The 16268-nt window shown below is 63.0% G+C and carries 21 protein-coding genes; 8 read left to right on the top strand and 13 right to left on the bottom strand.

From position 1 onward, the window contains the following. Position 1 precedes the first annotated feature (1 nt). From NKH91_RS23365 to NKH91_RS23375, 3 genes are all read right to left on the bottom strand, one after another. Positions 2–559, bottom strand: a complete 558-nt coding sequence (locus NKH91_RS23365; RefSeq protein WP_023720638.1) for a cytochrome c — start codon at positions 557–559, stop codon at positions 2–4. Beyond that, positions 556–954, bottom strand: coding sequence for a Cu(I)-responsive transcriptional regulator (gene cueR, locus NKH91_RS23370; protein ID WP_031194477.1), 399 nt, complete (start codon positions 952–954; stop codon positions 556–558). Before cueR ends, NKH91_RS23365 begins: the two co-directional genes overlap by 4 nt. Positions 955–1100: 146 nt before the next feature. Further along, complete coding sequence (locus NKH91_RS23375) at positions 1101–1367, bottom strand: hypothetical protein (RefSeq protein WP_352885407.1); 267 nt, start codon at positions 1365–1367, stop codon at positions 1101–1103. Here NKH91_RS23375 and NKH91_RS23380 point away from each other — a divergent pair. From NKH91_RS23380 to NKH91_RS23390, 3 genes are read left to right on the top strand one after another with little or no spacing between them, the layout of a single operon-like run. Further along, entirely contained in the window at positions 1305–2285 is a 981-nt protein-coding gene (locus NKH91_RS23380) for a type III polyketide synthase (RefSeq protein ID WP_352885406.1), read from the top strand. The genes NKH91_RS23375 and NKH91_RS23380 overlap by 63 nt on opposite strands. Further along, on the top strand, positions 2282–2995 hold the full coding sequence (locus NKH91_RS23385; protein ID WP_023720635.1) for a methyltransferase domain-containing protein: 714 nt from the start codon (positions 2282–2284) through the stop codon (positions 2993–2995). Before NKH91_RS23380 ends, NKH91_RS23385 begins: the two co-directional genes overlap by 4 nt. Further along, positions 2992–4212, top strand: coding sequence for an NAD(P)/FAD-dependent oxidoreductase (locus tag NKH91_RS23390; RefSeq protein WP_352589566.1), 1221 nt, complete (start codon positions 2992–2994; stop codon positions 4210–4212). Before NKH91_RS23385 ends, NKH91_RS23390 begins: the two co-directional genes overlap by 4 nt. Positions 4213–4335: 123 nt before the next feature. On the opposite strand, the gene NKH91_RS23395 is transcribed toward NKH91_RS23390, so the two are convergent. From NKH91_RS23395 to NKH91_RS23430, 8 genes are all read right to left on the bottom strand, one after another. Continuing rightward, the gene (locus NKH91_RS23395; RefSeq protein WP_352589569.1) at positions 4336–4500 is read right to left on the bottom strand and encodes a hypothetical protein; all 165 of its coding nucleotides are present in this window, start codon (positions 4498–4500) and stop codon (positions 4336–4338) included. A gap of 113 nt (positions 4501–4613) precedes the next feature. Next, positions 4614–5180 carry a hypothetical protein gene (locus NKH91_RS23400; RefSeq protein WP_023720632.1) on the bottom strand — a complete coding sequence of 189 codons (567 nt, stop codon included), beginning with the start codon at positions 5178–5180 and terminating at the stop codon, positions 4614–4616. Next, positions 5177–5956, bottom strand: a complete 780-nt coding sequence (locus NKH91_RS23405) for a DsbA family protein (RefSeq protein ID WP_352484015.1) — start codon at positions 5954–5956, stop codon at positions 5177–5179. The genes NKH91_RS23400 and NKH91_RS23405 overlap by 4 nt, the downstream gene beginning before the upstream one ends. Before the next feature lie 51 nt (positions 5957–6007). Further along, entirely contained in the window at positions 6008–6745 is a 738-nt protein-coding gene (locus NKH91_RS23410) for an SCO family protein (RefSeq protein WP_352844668.1), read from the bottom strand. A gap of 13 nt (positions 6746–6758) precedes the next feature. Beyond that, entirely contained in the window at positions 6759–7286 is a 528-nt protein-coding gene (locus tag NKH91_RS23415) for a TlpA disulfide reductase family protein (RefSeq protein WP_352494452.1), read from the bottom strand. Between the two features lie 7 nt (positions 7287–7293). Further along, on the bottom strand, positions 7294–7734 hold the full coding sequence (locus tag NKH91_RS23420) for a DUF411 domain-containing protein (protein ID WP_023720628.1): 441 nt from the start codon (positions 7732–7734) through the stop codon (positions 7294–7296). Positions 7735–7762: 28 nt separating this feature from the next. Further along, positions 7763–9199, bottom strand: a complete 1437-nt coding sequence (locus NKH91_RS23425) for a multicopper oxidase family protein (RefSeq protein WP_352844665.1) — start codon at positions 9197–9199, stop codon at positions 7763–7765. Between the two features lie 131 nt (positions 9200–9330). Continuing rightward, positions 9331–9738 (bottom strand): hypothetical protein, encoded by a 408-nt coding sequence (locus tag NKH91_RS23430; protein WP_031194474.1) that lies wholly within the window; start codon positions 9736–9738, stop codon positions 9331–9333. 113 nt (positions 9739–9851) lie between these two features. Here NKH91_RS23430 and NKH91_RS23435 point away from each other — a divergent pair, with 113 nt between their 5' ends. After that, positions 9852–10448: a cation efflux transmembrane domain-containing protein gene (locus NKH91_RS23435; RefSeq protein WP_023720625.1), complete on the top strand. Its 597-nt coding sequence runs from the start codon at positions 9852–9854 to the stop codon at positions 10446–10448. Positions 10449–10645: 197 nt separating this feature from the next. On the opposite strand, the gene NKH91_RS23440 is transcribed toward NKH91_RS23435, so the two are convergent. Further along, complete coding sequence (locus NKH91_RS23440; protein WP_352844663.1) at positions 10646–11068, bottom strand: hypothetical protein; 423 nt, start codon at positions 11066–11068, stop codon at positions 10646–10648. A gap of 188 nt (positions 11069–11256) precedes the next feature. Here NKH91_RS23440 and NKH91_RS23445 point away from each other — a divergent pair, with 188 nt between their 5' ends. Next, entirely contained in the window at positions 11257–12069 is an 813-nt protein-coding gene (locus NKH91_RS23445) for a class I SAM-dependent methyltransferase (protein ID WP_352844661.1), read from the top strand. On the opposite strand, the gene NKH91_RS23450 is transcribed toward NKH91_RS23445, so the two are convergent. Continuing rightward, positions 12053–12349, bottom strand: a complete 297-nt coding sequence (locus NKH91_RS23450; protein WP_352844659.1) for a hypothetical protein — start codon at positions 12347–12349, stop codon at positions 12053–12055. The genes NKH91_RS23445 and NKH91_RS23450 overlap by 17 nt on opposite strands. Positions 12350–12680: 331 nt before the next feature. On the opposite strand from NKH91_RS23450, the gene NKH91_RS23455 reads away from it, so the two are divergent. The 3 genes from NKH91_RS23455 to NKH91_RS23465 all read left to right on the top strand — a co-directional run. Beyond that, entirely contained in the window at positions 12681–14210 is a 1530-nt protein-coding gene (locus NKH91_RS23455) for a DUF2778 domain-containing protein (protein WP_352844657.1), read from the top strand. A 196-nt stretch (positions 14211–14406) separates the two neighbouring features. Beyond that, positions 14407–15192, top strand: a complete 786-nt coding sequence (locus tag NKH91_RS23460; RefSeq protein WP_352885404.1) for a ThuA domain-containing protein — start codon at positions 14407–14409, stop codon at positions 15190–15192. Between the two features lie 55 nt (positions 15193–15247). Then, a partial coding sequence (locus NKH91_RS23465) for a Gfo/Idh/MocA family protein (RefSeq protein ID WP_352885405.1) occupies positions 15248–16268 on the top strand: 1021 nt, incomplete at its 3' end.

Here is a 16268-nt window from a genome sequence, read left to right on the forward strand (position 1 = left end):
ATCACTCGACCTTTTGCCGGAACTTCGAGTGGCAGCTCGAGCAATCCTGCAAGATGAGATGCAGGAGGTGCTCCGCCGGCAATTTGGCGGGATCGGCTTCCGCCGTCCCCGGTCGCTTGCCAAGCAGGCTGCCACCGCCCATCGCCGGGCCGGAACCCATTCTCATGTCGTCGGTAATGCGCGGCGGCACCCGCTCGGCGTCGGAGGCCAGGGCGCTGGCCAGCGTCCCGATGTGGCGAGCCAGCCCTTCGAACTCCGCGCGGGCAGGGTCGATATCCAGCTTGGCGCCTGAAGGCGCACCCAATGTCGCGCTGGGGAATTCGGCAATGAGGGAAGGGCCGGTGCGGGCGCGGATGGCCTCGGCCGCCGCTTGGAAAGCCGCGGCGTCATACGCCCGCTTGCCGTCGAACATCCCGGCGATCGCCTTTGCCGCCGCAGCCATTTCCTTCATCGAGGCCTGGCGAGCCTCGATGACCGCATCACGGCTCGAATGGGCGGCAGCGAGCACGACAGAGACGCAGGCAAGCGACAGCACTGTTAGAGCGGCTGCGAGCCTCACTGGGCCACGCCTTGTCCCGCCAACTCGTCGATGATCGGGCACTCCGGCCGCTCGTCGCCGTGGCAGTGACTGACCAGATGGTGAAGCAAGCCACGCAATCCGACCAGTTCGGCGATCTTCCTGTCGATCTCCACCAACTTGGCTTTCGCGATCGCCTTCACGTCAGCGCTGTCACGTTCCCTGTCTTGGTACAGCGAGAGCAACTGGCGGCATTCGTCGACCGAAAACCCCAGGCTTCGCGAGCGCTGCAGGAAGCGCAGCCGGTGAATATCGGCCGTCGAGTAATCGCGATAGCCATTGTCTGTCCGGGCCGGGTGCAAGAGCCCGATGTCCTCGTAGTAGCGGATCGTCTTGGCCGGTAGGCCGGATTTTTCGGATGCGACGCCGATGTTCATATCGGAAATCTCCTTTATCGGAGGAAATAGACCTTCCAGTAGATGGAAGGTCAACATGATGTGGCGATTTTGGATGCCCGACGCAACCGCCCGCCGGCTCCAACCGTTTGCCTGCCAACAGCGCATACTGAACCTTCGGGAAGAAATCAGTTTTCGGAAACGTTTATCGAACAGCGCTCAAACTCGGCGCCCGGCACCAGGTACCGATCAGCAAGGACCCTCCGGCGGCACGTTACGCCGTGCAGACGCCGAGGAGATAGAACATGCCCGTCAAGGCCTATATCAACCGGATCGCGACAGCGGTGCCGGAGCACGAGGTTCATCAATTCTACCTGCGTTTCGCGGCCTCGATGCTCGCGGCCGATCGCCGGAGGATCTTTGAACGCATGGCCGATCTTGCCGGCATCGAGCACCGCTATTCCTGCTTTGCGCCGGCGTCCGATCCCGAAGGACCATCCGCCGACCTGGCCGGGACCTTCATTCGGGGCGCGTTTCCCGGAACGGCCATGAGAATGGCGATGTTCGACGATGCCGCACCTGTTCTGGCGCAAAAGGGCATCGACGGATTGCAACTTGGCGACGACGCTTCCCGCATCACCCATCTTATCGTCACTACCTGCACCGGTTTTTCGGCGCCGGGCATCGATCTCGAGCTGGTTGCGCGTTGCGGGCTGCCGAACGGGGTCGAACGCACGATGATCGGTTTCATGGGTTGCTACGCGGCGATCAACGGCCTCAAGCTGGCGCGTCACATCGTCCGCTCCGACCCGCAGGCCAAGGTCCTGCTGGTCAATATCGAGCTCTGCACGATGCACCTGCGTCAAACCACCGAACTGGAAAAACTGCTGTCGTTCTGCCTCTGGGGAGACGGCTGTGCGGCTGCGCTCATCACTTCCGAGCCGCTCGGCATCGAGCTCGATAGCTTTCACTGTCTGGTGGCGAGGGAGCGGCGGGATCTGATGCGCTGGAATATTCGCGACCACGGATTCGAAATGGTTCTTTCCGGCCAAGTGCCGGCAGCGATTCATGAAGCGTTGCGGAGCAACCAGGCCGCCATCCTCGGTGGCCGGCCGACCGAGGCGATCGACCTTTGGGCCGTGCACCCGGGTGGGCGTTCGGTGCTCGATGCCGTCGAAAGGGCTCTGGAACTGGAGCCCACCGCGCTGGAACCATCGCGCGCGGTGTTGCGCCAATACGGGAACATGTCGTCGGCGACCGTCATGTTCGTGATGAAAGAGATGCTGAAGGCGCCTGCCGGCCTGCTCGGCTGCGGCATGTCGTTCGGACCCGGGCTGACGGCCGAAACCATGCTCTTTCGAACGGTGTCATGAGCGGCCTGGAGCATCGGCAGCTTGCGCCGGAAATCCTTGACGGCCTTGCGGCCGACGATCCGCGAGCGCTGACCGCGCGCCGCGACCTTCGGCGCATCAATATGCTGATGTTTCAGGTGCCGATCATGACGTCGTTGCTCAGGAGGTTTGTGCCAAAGCCGCCACGCCGCATTCTGGAGATCGGCGCCGGCGATGGCTCCTTCATGCTGGCGGTGGCGCGGCGCATGGCCAGGCATTGGCCTGGGGTCGAACTGATGATGCTCGACCGCGTCAGCCTCGTCACCGCGCAATTGCGCGGCGATTTTGACAGGCTGGGATGGAAGGCTGAAGGGATCACCGCCGATGTCTTCGACTGGGCAGGAAAGATCGAGGGCGCACGGTTCGACGCCGTCACGGTCAATCTGTTCCTGCATCATCTCGACGATGCGCAGCTCGTGCGTCTGTTTTCGCTGATCAGGCCGAAAGCCCCGTTGCTGCTGGCGACTGAGCCGTTGCGGGCGAAACTGGCGCTGGCCGCGACCCGTCTTCTCCCGGCAATCGGCGCCAATGACGTCACACGAAACGATGCGGCGCAAAGCGTGCGTGCCGGCTTTCGCGGCAGCGAGCTTTCCGGTCTCTGGCTTGCGGCCAACGGCAAACCGGTCGAGGAGCGGCGCGCCGGCCTCTTCTCCCACATCTTCGTCGGCGCCAGTGCCGGCAGCGACTCATGACGCGATTGTCGACTCATGACGCGATCGTCATCGGTGCCGGCCCGGCGGGGACGTCCGTCGCGCTCACGCTGGCCCGGCGCGGATGGGCCGTGGCAATTGTGGAAAAGACCGCATTTCCGCGCCGCAAGGTCTGCGGCGAATACATCTCGGCAAGCAATCTTGCGCTTCTCGACCAGCTGGAGATCGGCGATGCCTGGCGTACCGATGCCGGCCCCGAAATCCGCCGCGTCGGTTTGTTTTCCGGCGAAACCTGCGTCGAGGCGGCAATGCCACGTGCAGGAGCTGGGCCTCCTGCAAAAGACGGCTTCGGCCGGGCACTCGGCCGGGACATTCTCGACTCTCTGCTTTTGCAGACGGCGCGATCGGCGGGTGTCGAAATCTTCCAGCCCTGCCGCGCCGTCGCCATCGACCGGGACGGCGAGATGCAAAGGGTACGAATTCAAGCCGGGGACGAAACGGCGATGTTGCGCGCGCCGGTGATTGTCGCCGCACACGGCTCCTGGGAACCGGGGCCGCTGCCCAGCCAGCTCGCAAAGGCCAATCGCCCGTCGGACCTGCTCGGCTTCAAGGCGCATTTCACCGGGTCGTCGCTGGCGCCGGATTTGATGCCTCTGCTGGCCTTCCCCGGCGGCTATGGCGGCATGGTCTCGGCCGATCATGGCCGCTTGTCGATCTCGTGCTGCATTCGCCGCGATATGCTGGCGCGGTTGCGTAAACAACATGGCCCCAAACACCGGAGCCATGTGCCGGCCGCCGATGCGGTCTCCCGCCATCTCGTCGACTCATGCCGGGGCGTGCGGGACGCTCTGGAACCGGCGCTTCTCGACGGTCCGTGGCTTGCCGCAGGTCCGATCCGGCCGGGAATTCGCTCGTTCTACGAAGAGGACATCTTCCGCGTCGGCAACGCAGCCGGAGAGTCTCATCCTGTTATCGCCGAGGGTATCTCGATGGCGCTGCAGTCCGGCTGGCTGCTGGCTTGCGAACTCGCATGCGCGCCAGGTGGCCGAGCAGGGCGCGAGGCTGCCGCCAGGCGCTATGAGGGGGCCTGGAAAAGACTGTTTTCGACACGGGTCTACGCTGCCGCGGCCCTTGCCGGAATTGCCCTTCGCCCCGGCAGCGCCACCTTGATGGCGGCGATCGTCCGGAATTTCCCGCAGACACTGACACTGGGCGCGCAACTGAGCGGCAAGACCAAGCGGGTTCCCGGCTTTGCCTGACGAGTGACGCGGCGTCGTGCTGCCCTGGTCGCCTTACATGCCACCGCCACAGTTGGCAGCAGCTGGCTCCTTCTCCCCGGAATTTGTCATCGCATAGTCGTATACCTGACTGCGTCCGCGGCTTCAGGTTCGCAGGTATTTGACCAAGGCTGCAATCGCGAGCAAGAGGGCGACGAACACCAGGACCCAGACGAGTGCCATGCCGCCCATCATCCACGTATCCATTGGACCATTCATCATTGCAATCACCTTTACGGTCAGTGAAGGCCCGCCTTCGTCGGTAAGCATCGGCGACTGCGAAGGCAATTAGCTCGCCGGGGACTTCGGTCAAGACGACCAGGAAACCGATCGGCCGCCTGTCGCCTTGTCCCGCCAACCGGAAGTGTCCTGTCCTGTCCGTCTCACATGCCTCCGCCGCAGCCGTCCGAGAGATCCCAGACGTCGACGACCTGCTTGCCGGTGAAACCTTGCTCGCGGATCAGGAACTTCGCCAATCCGCCATACACTTTCCAGCGCCAGCATTGGCAGCAGCAAGGGCCTTTCTCGTTGGAATTGGCCATCGCATAGTCATAGGCCTGCTGCTCGTCGCCGGAGAGTTTCACATCGTAGTAGGGCATCATCTTCTGTGCGATGCCGGCCGGAATATCGTACGGATCGTTCGGGATCATCGCGATCTCGCGGTACCTGGCCAAACCGTTCACCTGCTCGGCATAGCGCTTTGTCTCCATTGGGCTGCAGCACGAGCCCGTGATCCGCGACATCGCCGGCATGGTCGCAATCGACTCCGTGAACTTGGCCGAACACGTGCTGTTGCCGTTCTGGCTGAGATATTTGAAGCGGCGCACCAGATCGGAATCCTCCGCGGCGATCGTCAAATCCGGCCCCTTGAGCAAGCCGACGACCGCAGCGACGCCAAAGGCGCTGCCCAGAACAACCGTCCGTCGGGTTGGATGGCATATCCGGCTCATTTGCTGTTCCTCGCTTGCTCGATCAGTTTCTTCATCGTTGCGAGGTCGGTCGCGCCGGGGAAAATCTGCTCGCCAACGACGAAGCTTGGCGTTCCACTGATCTTCAGCGCCTGTGCCAGTTGCGTATTCCGGTCGATCGACGCCTGGATATCGGGCCGCTGCATGTCGGTCTTCAGCTTAGCCACATCGAGACCGACGTCGGCAGCAACCTTCAGCACGACCGCTTCGGTCACCCGCGTCTTCACCGCATACAAGGCCTTGTGGAATGCCATGTACTTGCCCTGGCGCATTGCGGCGAGAGCCGCCTTGGAAGCAAATACGGAATCCGTGCTGAGGATCGGGAATTCCTTGTAGACGATTTTGAGCTGCGGATCGTCGGCCACGGCTTGCGCCAGGATCGGCGCAACCTGGCGGCAATAGGGGCAGTTGTAGTCAAAGAACTCGACCATGATGACGTCGCCTTCGGCGTTGCCGCCGACCGGGCTCGCCGGGTCCCGGAAGATATCGTCGGCCTTGGCCGCCAGGGCAGCCTTCGCCTCTTTTGCCGCGGCCTCGCGCTGGCGGGCATCGAGGCTCTGCAGCGCCTCCATGACGACCTCGGGATGCGCGAGGATATAATCGTGGATGCGCTGGTCGAACTGGTCCTGGGACATCTCGCCCGCGGCGATCGCCTGACCGTGGATACCGAGCGCGAGCCAGGCCGTCGCACCGGCCAGGACGAAGGCACGGGCCATTTTGCCGATGGCTCCGCGCCATGAATTGGATTTGTGGATCACAGGGTTCTCCTTCCCTCTGTTTCGCCGGACCGCCGGCATGTGAATGGTGCCTCAGAACAGGCCCTTGATCGTCGCCCACCATCCCGTTTCCGGCTCATGGTGCGGGCGCTCGACATTGTTGGTGAGCGCATTGACGAAGGTGACGAGATTGACCGCAGCGAAATTCAGGCCATGGAAATTCGCCCGCCAGCGGCCCTCCTTGTCGATCACATGGGTGACGGTGCCGTGCATCTGATAACCATCGTCCGTCAGTGTGAACTTGTGGCCGAAGGCCTCCGCCAGTCTGCGGGTCGCATCCTCCGGCTGATCCGCCGTCGTGGTCAGGAACAGCCAATTGACGGGATCGAGCCCGTGCGTCTGCCCGTAGCTGCGCAGCACGTCCGGCGTGTCCCTGGCGGGGTCGGTGGTGATGGTCACAAAGCTGACCTGGCCTCTCATCGGCGTGCCGTTCACCATTTTCTGGACCTCGGCGATCTTCTCGGCATGCAGGGGGCATACATCCGGGCACGATGTGTAGATGAAGTGGAGGACGACCACCTTGCCGCGCAGATCTGCCGTTCGCACGACACGCCCATCGGCGGTGCGCAGCGTGAATTCAGGCGCCGGCTTGTCGATCGTTTGGAAATATTTCTCGTCGCCCTCAAGCATGGTGTCGATTTCGTCGAGCGAGTGGGCTTGCGCCCGATACGAAAACCCCACGGTCAGCGCCGCAATGGCAATGGCGCCCAGCAGCAAACATCTCCACTCGTTCAAAGCCGATGCAAGGCAGTGAGCCTTCAACCCGGACATATCTGTTCCTTTCTCACTCGGCAGCGATGCGGCTGCCGATGAAGTCGACCATGTCGGGCGCGTCCCATTCGGCCGGCCCAATCAGCCGGCCGATCTCCTTGCCGTCGCGATTGATCAGCAGGGTTGCCGGAAGGCCGACGGAGCCGATGGCGAACATGGCCTTGCCCGAGGCATCGATGTTGAGGGCGAGGTGCTTGATGCCGATCTCGGCAAAGAACTTCTTCACAACCTCCGGACCGGCACGGTCCATGGACAGCGCGACGACCTCGAAATCCGGACCGCCCAGTTTGGCCTGCAGACGATCGAGCGTCGGCATCTCCTTGCGGCAAGGCGCGCACCATGTCGCCCAGAGATTGAGCAGCACGACCTTGCCGCGGAAATCCGCAAGCGTTTTCGGCTTGCCATTGCCATCCTCGAAGCTGATTTCCGGTACGGGGACGGGCGCCTCGTGAACGACAAAGTTCTGCGGCGGCTCGGCGGCTGATACCGGCAGCGAAAATGCCAGCAGCATGCCAATCAGGACCATGGCCAGTTTGCTCACAATAGCCTCACTCTGTCGCGTAGACGGTGGGCGCCTTGCCGTCCTTGGTGAAGGCGTAGACGACGAAGGGGCCTTGCTTCTCACCACCCATGCCTGGAGCGCCCGTCGGCATGCCGGCCAGCGTTATGCCGGTGATGGCAGGGCGTTCGGTCAAAAGCTTCTTGACGATTTCGACCGGCACCAGGCCATCGACGACATAGCCGTCGACCATCAGCGTGTGGCAGCCTTCGAGGTCGGCCGGCACGCCGGCATCGCTGCTGATCTGAGAGAGATTGTTGACCGGCTTGATGTCGACCTTGAAGCCGTTGTGCTCGAGATAGTTGGCGTAGGATTCGCAGCAGCTGCATTGCGGGTTCTTGTACATGACGGCGTTGATCGTGGCGGCAAAGGCAGGCAGCGGCGTTGCGATCAGCAGGGACAGTGCGGCTAGGCGGTAGGTCAGTTTCATTGCAGTTCTCCTTGGTTGGACAAAACTTTCAGGTCACGCGGAACACTGTCATCAGGCCGGCCATCTGGTGATCGGCGACATGGCAGTGCAGCATCCCGTCACCGGGATTGTCGGCAACGAAGGCGCATTCGATCGTGTCCTTGGGGGCGAGCAGCACCGTGTCCTGCCATTGCCGGTGCGGTACTGGCGAGCCGTTGCGCGAAAGCACCGACAGGCTGAAGCCGTGGACGTGCATGGGATGCCACCACGCGGTTTCGTTGCGCATGGTGAGACGGCAGGTGGCGCCGCGTTCCAGCGTGAACTGTGGCGCCATGCCCGCGTGGCCGTCGCCGGTCATCGACATGCCGTTGATTGCCCAGGCGGCGGCGCCGCTCATGCCGGGCATCGCCATGCCCATCATGCCGCCGACGCCGGCCAGCTTGCCGCCGCCCATCATGCCGCCCTGCAGGACGATTTCATGCCGTTCGGCCTTGGCCAGGTCGGGGGCCGGCAGCGGATTGGCCGGCAGACGAAGCGGCGCATCGAGAGGATGGTCGCGCAGCGGCGCGCCGGCGTCGTAGGCGAGCGTGGTCAGGGAGTAGGCAAGGCCGTCGTAGAACTCATCGATCACCGCGTAGCGCTTGCCCGGGTCGCCCTGCATGTCGAGCACGACATCGATGCGCATGGCAGGCGCCAGCACCAGGCGTCCGCCCTCCGGCTCATGCGGGTCGCAGGGCTGGCCGTCGATGGCGACGATGACCGGACGGTGGACTTCGAAACGCAAAGCCATGATGCGAGCGAGTGACGCATTGGCCAGCCGCAACCTGACGCGCTCGCCGGCCTTCACGGTCAGGTCGGCCGGCGGTGCACCGTTGACGGTGACGACATTGCCGACGCGGCCCGACATCGCTGCATCCATCATGTTGCCGAAGCCGGCAGCGATTTGCCCATCCTTGGTGAGCCGCCAGTCCTGCAGCAGCCATAGAAGCTCGCGGTCGACCGCGACCGGTTCGGCTTCCTCGACGATCAGTGCGCCTGCAAGGCCACGGCCAAGCTGAACCAGGCTGTCGGCATGCGGATGGTACCAGAAGGTGCCGGCATCGGGCGGGGTGAACTCGTACACGAAATTTTCGCCCGGCCTGATCGGCGGTTGGGTCAATCCCGGCACGCCGTCCATCGCGTTCGGCAGCCGGATGCCGTGCCAGTGAACCGTGGTGTCCTCGCCCAGTCCGTTCTCAACGATGATGCGAGCGGGCCGCCCCTGGCGCAAGCGCAGTGTCGGGCCGGGGACCGTGCCATCATAGGCCCATACCGGAGTGCGCGGACCATCGGGGCCGGTGAGCCGTGCCTGGCCTGGCGCCACCCTGATCCGGTGTTCGCCGGTAGCCAGCGCCAGTGCAGGGCGGATCGGCACGGAGGCGGCAATGCTCGCTGCCGCAAACAGGAATTTGCGGCGCGTTATGAACGGACTTGAAACGGAATTCACCCTTGTGACCCCTGCGGTAACCGACGGCGAACGTCGCGACGTCGATTGGATTGCTGCCGCGCCCGCTGCGCATTGTGCGCAGCCGGACGATCAAACGCCGCCAATCAGCCGCGGAAACGGCAGAAACGGCGTCAGACGAGAGCGCTGGGTCTTGGAGGGAATGGCTCGGGCAACAGACTTCGCCCGTGCAGGAACGCGGCGGGAAGCGCCGGCGGCAGCTCTGCCCGCAGCAGTCCCGTCACGGGGAGAGCTTCCGGCAGCACCGCCAGAACCGGTGCGACGCAGGTCGGCGCACATTGCATCGGTTTGTCGTTGTCGGCCGAGCTCTTGAGGCAAGCGCTGCAGTCGCCGCCCTTGGCATCGGCCATCTTGGCCATGTCGGCGTCGGTGGTGCCGGCATCTGCGGCCATGGTCATGCGGCTGTCGATCGCCATCCTGGCCGACATGACGGCAGCCTGAGCGGCGGACAGGCTGAACCCGGCGATCACGAGGACCGCGAGCAGCATAGTCAGGAGGTGTTTTGGTGACAGACGTGCCATGTTCGGCCTAGGCTGGCCTCAAATAGCGGTTTTTGCAAGCCCCTGCGAGATCGAGACCATCGAGAGCCGGGGCGGCCAGCAATAACATCAACACCATCACATCGGGACAGACCATGCAGCAAGCCATTACGTCGGACGGCCTTCGCCGGGTGGTGCTTGTCGTCGCGCTGCTGAACCTCGGTTATTTCGGCATTGAATTCGCCGTGGCGCTGGCGATCGGCTCGGTGTCGCTGTTCGCCGACAGCGTCGATTTCCTGGAAGATGCCTCGGTCAACCTCCTGATACTGCTCGCCATGGGATGGTCGCTGCGTGCCCGCTCGCGGGTCGGCATGGCGCTGGCACTTATCCTTTTGGTGCCGGGCCTGGCGACGCTGTGGACCGCGTGGGAAAAGTTCAACATGCCGGTGCCGCCGCAGCCAACGGCCCTGACGCTGGCGGGGTTGGGCGCCTTGGCGGTCAACCTGTCATGCGCCTACATGCTGGCGCGCTACCGCCACCACAGCGGCAGTCTTACCAGGGCGGCATTCCTCTCGGCCCGCAACGACGCCGTCGCCAACATCGCGATCATACTGGCCGGACTGGTGACGGCCTTCCTATGGCGCTCGGCATGGCCGGATCTGATCGTCGGGCTGGGAATCGCGGCACTGAATGCAGACGCGGCGCGCGAGGTCTGGGAGGCTGCCCGGGAAGAGCACCGAGCCGTTTCGTGAAGCCAAACGCTCAGCGCGCTGCCGGATTGCTAATCCGCCAATGAGGGCGCATACCGGCCGGCAGTGATCCAGAAACTTGCGTGATCTCTAATATAAACGCACACTTGCAAAGCGGACCGAGAGAGAAACCGCCACGAACATCATCAAAAAGGCCCGCGTCCCGGACGAGGACGCGGGCCGGTTTTCGTTGGCATGCGCTAGGCAGGTATCAAGACGGCGATGCGGTGGATGCCGACCACCTTGCTGGTGTTGGCTGCCGCCTCGGTCTTGCCCTTGGAGCAGGTATACATGTCACCTTCCTTGAGCTTGAATTGCTTGTCGGCTTTCTTGATCGTGAATTCACCGGCGGCAATGGTACATACCATGTCGTTGTCCATTACCATTGCGGGAGCGGCTGCTCCCGGCTGAAAGACCACATCGACAATTGAGATGCTCTTGTAGGCGGGGATATCGGAATTGCCGGTGCCGACCTCAACTACCCTGACGCCGGGGGCTATTTCCTTGCCTTCCTTCGGGCCGTATTTCTTGACCTTTGCAGCTGCCGCCAGCGTGAACAAAGGCGTTACCGCGGCCGCCGTCACGCCGAGCGCAATTGCAGACCTGCGATTTATGGTTTTCATCGCGTCCTCCCATTATGTTGGCCGCGCACCAATGTGCATGGCCACTTTATATTAGCACATTTGCAGATAACTGCAGAACGCCGTTTCGGAGGGTCCATGAGCGAACCGCCGCTCGGTCGAATGCGATCGAAAAACAGACAATTCCATGCTATGCTGACGAGCCATCAAACGGACGGCGGGGGATAGCAATGTTGGAAACGGACAAGGTGTTCGCTGGCTCGATTCCGGAAAACTACGACCGCTATATGGTGCCGTTGATTTTCGAGCCGTTCGCCGCAGATCTTGCACGACGGGCCGCGTCCTTGTCGCCCAGGGCCGTTCTGGAAACCGCCGCGGGCACCGGGGTTGTCACCCGCGCATTGGCGCCAAAACTGGCCCCCAGTGCAAGCTATGTCGTAACCGACCTCAACCAGCCGATGCTCGACTACGCCGCTTCGCGGCAAGCTCCCGACGATCGCATCGAATGGCGTCAGGCCGATGCTCTGGCGCTGCCGTTTGAAAATGCGGCCTTCGATCTCGTTTGTTGTCAGTTCGGTGCGATGTTCTTTCCCAACCGCTCATCTGCCTACCGCGAAGCCCGGCGAGTTCTGAAGCCTGGCGGACATTTCCTATTCAGCGTATGGGATCGCATCGAGGAGAATGTATTTGCCGACGATGTGACGAATGCTCTGGCGCGGATTTTTCCGAACGATCCGCCGCGATTTCTGGCACGCACGCCGCATGGCTACCACGATACGGCACTGATCCGTCGCGAACTGGAGGAGGCAGGTTTTTCCGGTGTGGTGATCGAGACGAGGGCCGAACAAAGCCGTGCCTCCTCGCCGCGCCTTCCGGCCGTTGCTTATTGCCAGGGCACTCTGCTTCGCAACGAAATCGAGGCCAGAGAGGCGGGAAACCTGGATGCTGCAACCGACTACGCCGCAGCCGCGATTGCAGACAGGCATGGCAGCGGCGGGGTTGCTGCCAAAATCCAGGCTCACATAATCATGGCTGTGGTCTGAACGGTTCATCGTTTTCCGGGCGGAAAACCGTTTCACACTTTTCCTGGAATTTGCTTGAGGTGCTGGATATTCCGTTCCAGCGCTGAGCAGTAAACGTCTTGCCGCTATCCTGAATTCCCAGACGTTGATCGTTCATTCGCCCGAGTGGCAGGTCGACAAGCGGCAGGTCGATAATCGCCAGTTCGACCGATCGCCGGGGCTTGATGGCGGCGGCTGCCGGCGGCGCGATTCTGGTCGGCCTGGCTTCACTTTGGCAGCCGTCGCCGACTCCGCCCAGCAAGGTCTAGTCATTTCGCTTTCTTGACTCGGCCGACAAAAACGGGCAGCAAAGTCATCATTGGAGGGCAGTTTTGCCAACTATGCAGGTTTTGGAGGGCGTTTTTCGGTGTGACCGTCGCCCAATCGGCGGTCGGTAGAGGGATTGGTTAACCAACTTTGTCCATCTTTTGAATCAATCGGCAACAGACGCGAAGTGTGCTGGGGGCACCAGGCGAACTGTGAATGTCACGGCTGCGAAATCCGCTAGCCGGCAACGGCCGATTGAGAGTGGTTGAATGGCGTTTGTAAGTGCGAAAACCCGGGGTGACAGTCCTGCAACTGGATTGACTTCGATGAGGCCCGGCGTGCGCTGGGTCGCGGTTCCGGCCGTCGGTGCAGCCATTGCTTTATGGTCGGTGGCGACCTTGGCCGGCCTTTATTCGATGGGAACCTCGCTCACCGCCGCTTCCAACGGTCTCCCGCAAAGCCTGCTCGCGCCGCGCACCATCGCGCTCGCCGATCCTCGCCGCAGCCTTGCAAAGGCGCAGGCCCCGACATGGGCCGCGGCAAACGCAGCGCGGTCGGCCCAGCTGCTGCAGCACGGGTGCGATGCCAACTGCCTGCGGTCGGCGTCGAACTTCGTTCACCAGGGAAAATCGGTGCGTCTCAAGCGCAATACCGTGCCGCTTGTCGCCGATGCATCGCGGCAATCCAGCTTCGACGACGTGGTGGCCAAAGCCGCGCTGTCGCCGCAAAAGCTTGCCGCTGCCTTTGCCCGTGCCTCCTCCGGCTCACCCGTCATGCTCGCCAGCCTGCCGGCCGAAGCCCGGTTCGCCGAGCCGGTACGCATACCCGACCCGAACGGCCCGCCATCGGTGCGCTTCGGGCCGGCGGTGGCGGAGATCGAACGCTCGTCGCGCCTGGCGCTGGCGCTGGCGAATACGTTGCCGGAGCAGATGATCGACGTGCTCCCGGCAGCCGTCATGGCAAGCGAGCCCGCGGCTTCACAAGAGCCGCAAGAACCTGAGGTCCAGTTGGCCTCGCTGCCGCCGCAGGACGACATGCCCGACAGCATTCCGCTGCCGACGCTGCGTCCGCGGGCGGTCATCGATCAGCCGGCGCCCCAGACTCAAGCCTCGAAAGACCGGGCGCCGAAAGACCGGACGCCAAAGGATCAGGCAGCAAAAACGGAGCCGCCCCAGGCATCCAAGGCCCAGGCATCGAAGACCCAGGCATCCAGGGCGAGCAAGGTCCAGACGGCCGATGCTCCGCCGGTCGAGACGCAACCCGGCAGCCTGTCGCCTCGCAATTCGTCACAAGCGGCAGTGCCGGCGGTGTCGGGCAAGCCGGGCAAACGGTCGAAGACGCAGGGCGGCGACATGCTGGCCTATGCCAAGCCCGACATGCCTTCCGGCGGACTCGGCGGGGCCTTCAGGAACCTGTTCACCACGCCTGGCATGGGCAGCGGCGTGGCCGTCTACGACATCTCGGCCAAGACCGTCTATATGCCCGACGGCTCGCGGCTGGAGGCACATTCGGGATACGGTTCGATGGTCGACCAGCCGCGCTACGTTCACAAGAAGAATGTCGGTCCGACGCCGCCCGACACCTACAATCTGACGCTGCGGGAATCGCGCTTCCACGGCGTCGAGGCACTGCGTCTCACCCCTGCCAGCGGCAGCAACAAATATGGCCGCGACGGCCTGCTCGCCCACACCTACATGCTGCGCGGCGGCCGCGCCGAATCCAATGGCTGCGTCGTCTTCAAGGACTATGCCCGCTTCCTCGCCGCCTACAAGAAAGGCAAGATCAAGCGCCTTGTCGTGGTGCCGCGGCTGTCGAAGCCGCTGACACGCGTCGCCCAAGAGGGCCGCGGCGCTTAGGTTATTCGCAGGCAGCGCAAACATGTGAGATGTCGGCGGGAACAGCGCCGGCATCGCTGGTTTTGCCGCGTGGACTTTCCCGCCCGATTTCCAACAGATTGTCAGCAGCCGGCCGCGAAACGGTTTTCATTCCCGGCCGGGGATATTATGACTGACCGGTCGGGCGGCTCCAGCTTCAAACAATCAAGAGGACATCATGACAATACGCGCTGTCGTTTGGGGCGAGAATATCCATGAGCGAACCAATGAGGTGGTCGCCGGCATCTATCCCGAGGGCATGCACGCGACGATTGGCAATGCGCTGAAGCTCGACCCCGAGATTTCGGTGTCGTGGGCAACCCTGGAGCAGCCGGAGCATGGGCTGCCGGCCGACCGTCTGGCCGAGACCGATGTCTTGCTGTGGTGGGGGCACAAGGACCATGGCGCCGTCGCCGACGAAGTGGTCGAGCGCGTGGCGCGCCGTGTCTGGGAGGGCATGGGGCTGATCGTTCTCCATTCCGGCCATTTCTCGAAGATTTTCAAGAAGCTGATGGGCACGCCCTGCACGCTGAAATGGCGCGAGGCGGGCGAGCGCGAGCGGCTTTGGGTGACCAGCCCCAACCACCCGATCGCAGCCGGGATCGGCGAGTATTTCGAGCTCGAGAACGAGGAGATGTATGGCGAGCAGTTCGCCGTGCCGGAGCCGCTCGAGACCGTGTTCATCTCGTGGTTCCAAGGCGGCGAAGTGTTCCGGTCGGGGCTGACCTATCGCCGCGGCGCCGGCAACATCTTCTATTTCAGGCCCGGCCACGAGACCTATCCGACCTATCACGACGCCACCGTCCACAAGGTGCTGCGCAATGCGGTGAGATGGGCGCACAACCCGCTCGGCTCCAATCCGGCCATCCTCGATGCGCCGAACGTGCCGGCGGAAAAGGCGCTCGAGCCGATCGTCGAGCGCGGCGGAAAACTTCATTCCGCCGGTGAAGCCGGCTTTCGCTAGACCACAAATCCATGGTCGAACAAGAAGATAAAGCCCTGTCCTAAGGATAAGAATCATGCGCCTCTTGATACTCGGCACCGGTTGGATGGCGGAGGAGCACGCCAGGCAGTTCGGCAAGATCGAGGGCGTCGAACTGATCGGCGCCGTCGATCTCGACCGTACGCGTGTCGACAAGTTTTCGGACATCTACGGTATCCCCAACCGGTTCGCGTCGTTGGACGAGGCGCTGGCATGGGGCAAGTTCGACGCGGTGGCGAACGTGACGCCGGATCGCATCCACCATCCGACCACCATGATGCTGATCGCGGCAGGCAAGCCGGTGCTGTGCGAGAAACCGCTGGCCGAAAATTTCGAGAAGGCCAGTGAGATGGCCAATGCCGCCGAGCGGGCCGGCATCATCAACATGGTCAACCTGACCTATCGCAACGTCGCGCCGCTGCAGAGAGCGCGCGCCATGGTGCTGGCCGGCGAGATCGGCACGGTCAGGCATGTCGAGGCGTCCTATCTGCAGAGCTGGCTGGTGTCCAAGTTCTGGGGCGACTGGCGCACCGATCCGAAATGGTTGTGGCGGCTGTCGCGCGGCCACGGCTCCAATGGCGTGCTGGGCGACGTCGGCATCCATATCCTCGATTTCGCCAGCTATGGCGCGGCGCTCGACATCGACCATGTGTTCTGCCGGCTGAGATCCTTCGACAAGGCGCCCGGCAACCGGATCGGCGAGTACGGGCTCGACGCCAATGACAGTTTCACCATGTCGCTGGATTTCAGCAATGGCGCTTTCGGCGTCGTCCATGCCAGCCGCTGGGCAACCGGCCATTTGAACGAACTCCGCCTGCGCATCTACGGCGACAAGGGCGGCATCGAAGTCTTGCACAATCTGACCGGCTCAGAGCTGAAAGCCTGCATCGGCGAAGATGTCGAGAACGCCAAATGGCAGGTTCTGGACGCCGGAACGGTGCAGACCAACTACCAGCGCTTCGTCGATGCAGTGCGCAACGGCGTCCAGGCCGAACCGTCGTTCCGGCATGCTGCCGAATTGCAGAAGGTCCTCGACCTCGCCGTCGTCTCGGATGAGA

Origin of the sequence: Mesorhizobium sp. M0894 (genome assembly GCF_040319725.1) — a bacterium.
Lineage (GTDB): Bacteria > Pseudomonadota > Alphaproteobacteria > Rhizobiales > Rhizobiaceae > Mesorhizobium.